Annotated in this window: 3 protein-coding genes; 2 read left to right on the forward strand and 1 reads right to left on the reverse strand. The window is 71.2% G+C overall.

Annotation, left to right across the window (positions count from 1 at the left end; genetic code table 11):
- Positions 1-102 precede the first annotated feature (102 nt).
- Complete coding sequence (locus ACZ6Z4_RS26910; RefSeq protein ID WP_465570199.1) at positions 103-2,349, reverse strand: NACHT domain-containing protein; 2,247 nt, start codon at positions 2,347-2,349, stop codon at positions 103-105.
- Between the two features lie 75 nt (positions 2,350-2,424).
- On the opposite strand from ACZ6Z4_RS26910, the gene ACZ6Z4_RS26915 reads away from it, so the two are divergent.
- Entirely contained in the window at positions 2,425-3,876 is a 1,452-nt protein-coding gene (locus ACZ6Z4_RS26915; RefSeq protein WP_465569756.1) for an MDR family MFS transporter, read from the forward strand.
- 27 nt (positions 3,877-3,903) lie between these two features.
- Positions 3,904-4,995 carry a GNAT family N-acetyltransferase gene (locus ACZ6Z4_RS26920; protein ID WP_465569759.1) on the forward strand — a complete coding sequence of 364 codons (1,092 nt, stop codon included), beginning with the start codon at positions 3,904-3,906 and terminating at the stop codon, positions 4,993-4,995.
- The last annotated feature ends 591 nt before the right edge of the window (positions 4,996-5,586 follow it).

Consider the following 5,586-nt stretch of genomic DNA (forward strand, 5'->3'; position numbering starts at 1 on the left):
CCTCTTTTCCTCTTTTCCTCTTTTCCTCTTTTCCTCTTTTCCTCTTTTCCTCTTTTCCTCTTTTCCTCTTTTCCTCTTTTCCTCTTTTCCTCTTTTCCTCTTTTAGTCTGTTGTTTGTCGGCGGCGGCCTGCGGCGCGTTGGTCGACCTTGGTGGCCAGGCGGTCGGGGTCGCACTCGGCGAGGTGGTCGCGGACCAGGAGGTGGATGAAGGCGTACTCGCCGCGGCCGGTGCGGGTGAGGATGTAGCGGTCGGCGGCGTACTGGAGGAAGGCTCGGCGGCGCCAGGGGAGGTAGCCGGTCCAGCGGAGGAGTAGGCCGTGGAGCAGGCGGGAGGTTGGGCCGGCGAAGAGGGGTGGGCGGCGGCGCCAGGCTTTGGCGGCGACCACCCCGGCGACCACGCCGAGGATGGCTTCCAGGTGGGTCCAGGTGGGGTCGGCGCCGAGGGCCAGGGCTGCGGTTACGGCGGCGGCCAGGCCGGCTACGACCCAGAGGTCCATCAGGTCGCGGGCGTCGTCGTACTGGCGGACCAGGTGGTCCATGGGGAGGGCCTTCACCAGTCGGATGCCTTGGGCAACGATCAGGCCGACGGCCGCGGAGGCGAGGAAGGCGTCGGGGTGGTCGAGTTGGGTGAGGGCCAGGGTCGAGCCGGTGGTGACGATGGCGAGGCGGCCGACGAGGAGCAGGCGGCGTTTCGGGCCTTCGGAGACGATCAGTTCGACCGCGTACGACGCGGCGACGGCCGCGGCGAGCAGGAGGACGGCGAGCCAGCGTGGAAGCGCGGCGAAGATCGAGGCGCCGGCGAGGGACGAGGCGAAGCCGGCGACGGCGCCGATGGCGGTCATGGCTGCGGCGACCAGGCGGCTGGGCTGGCCGGGGCTCTTGCGGAGCGGCTGCCACGGTCGGGGGCGGATGTGGACGAGCAGCAGGCTGGTTGCTCCGACGGCTACGCCCGCCAGTACGCCGTACAGGGCGGTGATCGCCAGGGCTGCTCCACCGACCAGTCCGGCGAACAGGGCGGGCAGGCAGATCCGGTGGACCAGGTAGCCGATTGACGGGAGCGACAGGCCGTACCAGCCGTTGGGGGTGAGCCAGCGCGGGACGGCGGTGCGGTCGCCCGCTCGGGAGCGGGTCCACCAGGCCAGGCACCAGAGCGAGCGGAGCGCCGTACGGGAGTCGTACTGGCGGCTGGCCGGGCGGGGGCGGGAGAGCACCTCGGAGAGGAACGTGTCGAACAGGTCGCGGCGATGGTCGGCCACTGCGCCTCCGGCGACCTCCTGGGCGTCGCGGCCCTGGTAGGCGAGTGCCATCACGTTGAGCATCAGCGGCGAGGTGATCAGGTCCCACAGGTCGTCGTCCTGCTCCAGCGCGGCCCGGGCGCCGGCCAGCTCAGCGCCGACGGAGGTGAAGTAGTCGAGCACCTGGTGGCGGGTCAGCGGGCGGATGCGGACTGCGCCGTACAGCTTCAGCGGCTGCGGCAGGTTGGCGTAGTCGTGGATGCGGCAGGTGACGGCGAGCTGGCCGACCAGGTACCGCTGCTGGAGCTCCTCGAGCGCAGGAGCGAGCTTGACCCGGTGCTGCAGGGCGATCTCGTCCACACCATCCAGCAACAGGGCCAGCCCACCTCTGCGGAGCCAGGCCCGGCCGACGGCGGCGGGGATCTGGTAGCGGGCGTGGAGGTCGCGGAGCAGCCAGCGGACGAAGCCGGCCAGCAGCGGGCTGTCGCCGGGGTCGTCGTCCTCGCGCCGGGTGGTGATCGCGCCGGTCCAGCCGGACAGGTCGACCAGCACCGGGATCGGCTGGCTCGGGTCCTGGTGGGCCTTGGCGGCGAGCGTGCGGGCCAGGTCGAGCAGCAGCGTGGTCTTGCCGGCGCCGGGAGCGCCGAGGATCAGGACCGAGTCCTGCAGGTCGTCGAACGCCTTCGCGATGTCGGCGTTCTCGCGGACCTCGTGCGTCGTCGCGTTGAGCGGCTGGACCAGCAGGTCGTACGGGCGGACGACGGCGTCCGGGCTCTCGTCGAGGTCGAGCGCCAGCCGCGTGTACTGCGCGAGCGAGCCGGCGAAGCGCTCGGCGAGGTAACGGTCGACGCGGGCCAAGGCGTTCGGGCGGTTCCGCGGCTGGTCGGCCGAGCGGATCGAGAACGTGCCGGTCCGGCGGCTGCGCAGCTCCCAGACACCGGTGCCGATCGCGACCAGCCAGAGCACGCCGATCACGGGCCACGTCCAGCCGACGTACGGCTCCAGGAAGGCGGGCGCGGTGCCGCCGGTGCCGACGTTGATCGCGATCGGCAGCAGCACCAGGGTGAGCGACAGCGTGACCACGACGAGGGCAACCCTCAGCACAGCGCGCATCCTCACCCACGGAGCGTATCGGCAGACGGTTTCCCGACGGAATTGTTGATCACTCAGTTAGAGTTCTTGTCTGACATGACTACTGAGCAAACCGACCGGGCCGCCGTCGGCCTGAGGTCCGAACGCGGTCCCATCCTGTTGTCGGTGATGCTCAGCGTCGGGCTGGTCGCCATCGACGCGACCATCCTCGCGACCGCCGTACCGGCGGTGGTCGAGGATCTGGGCGGCTTCACGCAGTTCCCCTGGCTGTTCTCGATCTACCTCCTGGCCCAGGCGATCTCGGTGCCGATCTACGGCAAGCTCGCCGACCTGCGCGGGCGCAAACCGATCATACTGCTCGGCGTCGGGCTGTTCGTGCTCGGGTCGATCCTGTGCGGGTTCGCCTGGTCGATGCCGGCGCTGATCGCGTTCCGGCTGGTCCAGGGCCTCGGCGCGGGCGCGATCCAGCCGATCGGGATGACGATCATCGGCGACATCTACTCGGTCGCCGAGCGGGCCCGGGTGCAGGGCTACATCGCGAGCGTCTGGGGCATCTCGTCGTTCGTCGGGCCGGCCCTCGGTGGCGTGTTCGCGGACTACATCTCCTGGCGGTGGATCTTCTTCGTGAACATCCCGCTCGGGCTGGCCGCTGCCTGGGTGCTGGTCCGGCGGTTCCAGGAGAACGTCGTCCGCGGTACGGCGAAGCCGAAGATCGACTACTGGGGCACCATCCTGCTCGCCGTCGGCGGCTCGCTGCTGCTGCTCGGGCTGCTCGAGGGCGGCGTGATGTGGGACTGGGACTCGGTCGCGAGCATCGTGATCCTGGCCGTGTCGGTGGTGCTGCTGATCGCGTTCGTGCTGGTCGAGCGGAAGGCGCCGGAGCCGGTGCTGCCGCTGTGGGTGCTCGGGCACCGGGTGCTGAACTCGGCCAACTCGTCGGCGCTGCTGATCGGCGTACTGATGGTGGGGCTGTCGACGTACGTGCCGCTGTACGCGCAGGGCGTGCTGGGGACGAGTGCGCTGGTCGCCGGGTTCGCGCTGGCGGCGATGACGCTCGGGTGGCCGATCGCCGCTTCGGTGGCTGGGCGGATCTACCTGCGGGTGGGCTTCCGGACGACGATGCTGATGGGGTCGGTGATCGTGGTCGTCGGGTCGGCGCTGCTGCTGACGGTCTCGGCTTCGAGCTCGGTGCTCTACCTGGCGCTGGCTTGTTTCGTGATCGGGGTCGGGCTGGGCTTCTCGGCTTCGCCGGCGGTGGTGGCGGCGCAGTCCTCGGTCGACTGGCGGAGTCGCGGGGTGGTGACCGGCGCGAACATGTTCGCTCGATCGGTCGGGAGTGCGGTCGGGGTCGCGATCTTCGGGGCGGTGGCGAACAGCGTCGTCGCGTCGCGGCTCGGCGACAGCCACGAAGACTTGGAGCATCTGCCGGGCGAGGTGCTCGCGCCGGCGATTCACGACGTGTACTACGGCGCGGCGCTGGCCGCGGTGCTGCTGATCGTGGCGGTCGTGTTCATGCCGAACCGGGTGCAGGAGCAGCCGCGCGGCTAGGGCAGGGTGCTGATCTAGGTTGGGGGGATGCGTGAGGTGGACTGTGTCGGGGCGTTGATCCGTGATTCCCGGCAGCGGGTGTACGTGCAGCGGCGGACGCTGGAGCGGCGGTTGTTCCCGGGGATCTGGGACATCGTGGGTGGGCATCTCGAGGCCGGGGAGACGCCGGAGGAGGCGCTGGCCCGGGAGGTGCTCGAGGAGACCGGGTGGGCGGTGCGGTCGGTGCTCGCGGTGGTCGCCGACTGGGAGTGGGAGTACGAGGGGCGGGTACGGCGGGAGCTCGACTACCTCGTCGAGGTCGACGGGGATCTGTCGGCGCCTCGGCTGGAGGAGGGCAAGCACGACGCGGGCGCGTGGGTGGGGGCGGAGGATGTCGGGCTGTTGATGGTCGGGCGCACCGACGGCGGCGAGCGGCTGCGGGACATCGTGGCGCACGTCGTACGGATGCGGATGACCGAGCGGCTGCGGCTGGTGCCGGTCGGCGGGCCGGCGGAGGTCCTGGGCGGACATGCGGAGGACCTGGTACGGCTGCACGCGGATCCGGTGGTGGCCGAGTGGTACGCGGAGACGCTGACGGCGGAGGGGGCGGTCGAGCGGGAGCGGCAGGTGCGCGCTGCTTGGGAGCGCGACGGGGTGAACAAGTGGATGGCGTACGAGCGGGACGGTTCGGGCTCGGCGGGTGGTAGCGGGGACGTGGCGGATGGCGGCGCGGCGGGGAGCGGGCGGTTGGTCGGGCGGGGTGGGTTGTCGCGGATGGGGGCTCGGTCGTCGGTGACCGGGCAGATCGCGGCGCTGGTCGGGGACGCGTGGGCGGCTGACCGGCTCGAGGTGGGGTGGGCGTTGGTGGAGTCGGCGCGCGGGCGGGGGTACGCGACGGAGATCGGGGCGGCGGGGCTGGAGTTCGCGTTCGGGGCGCTGCAGGCGCAGACGGTGATCGCGTACACCGAGCGGCACAACCGGGCGTCGCGGGCGGTGATGGAACGGCTGGGGATGACGTACGCCGGGGAGATCCGCGCCGAGGGGCTGGTCGAGGGCGTCGATGGGGTCCAGCGGGATGCGCCGTTCGCGGTCTACCGGCGCGACCGGGAGCCGGACCGCGCAGCGGACCTGCCGGTGTGACCAGGAGCCGGACCTCACCGCGGACCGAGCGGACCAGAAGCGGACCTGAAACGCTGTGACCTGCGGGTTTGCCGCATCAGAGGGCGGACACGAAGCGGGTCAGGAGGTCCGCGAAGGTCTGCCGTTCCTCGGGTGACCAGGTCGAGCCCGAGGAGTACGCCGCAACGGTCGCTGTGCTCCGCCGGATGGCGCTCAACCTGACCGGACGCACAAACAGCTCCGCTGTGTGACCGCCCAGGCGCGGCGGTCACACAGCGGAGCGGGCCGTCCGGGGGGACGGCTCGTGGTGAGGTGCACGAGCCGTCGGTGTCCCGCGCCGGAGGTCATCTCTGACAAATCCGCCCGATCTCCGGCGTGGGAACACACTCAACCCCAGCTCCTGACCCGAGGTGTCGGCCAGGAGTGGCTTGGAACGGCTGGGCGGCGGCGACACAGGGAACTCAACCGCCTGCCCAGCCGGGCTTGGGCGGTGGGGGGGGGGGGGGGGGGGGGGGGGGGGGGGGACGTGGGGGGGGGGGGGGGGGGGGGGGGGGGGGGGGGGGGGGGGGGTTTTTCTCCCCCCCCCCCCTTCGCTGGGGGGTGGGGGGGCTG

The sequence above is a fragment of the Kribbella sp. NPDC104740 genome, assembly GCF_055583505.1.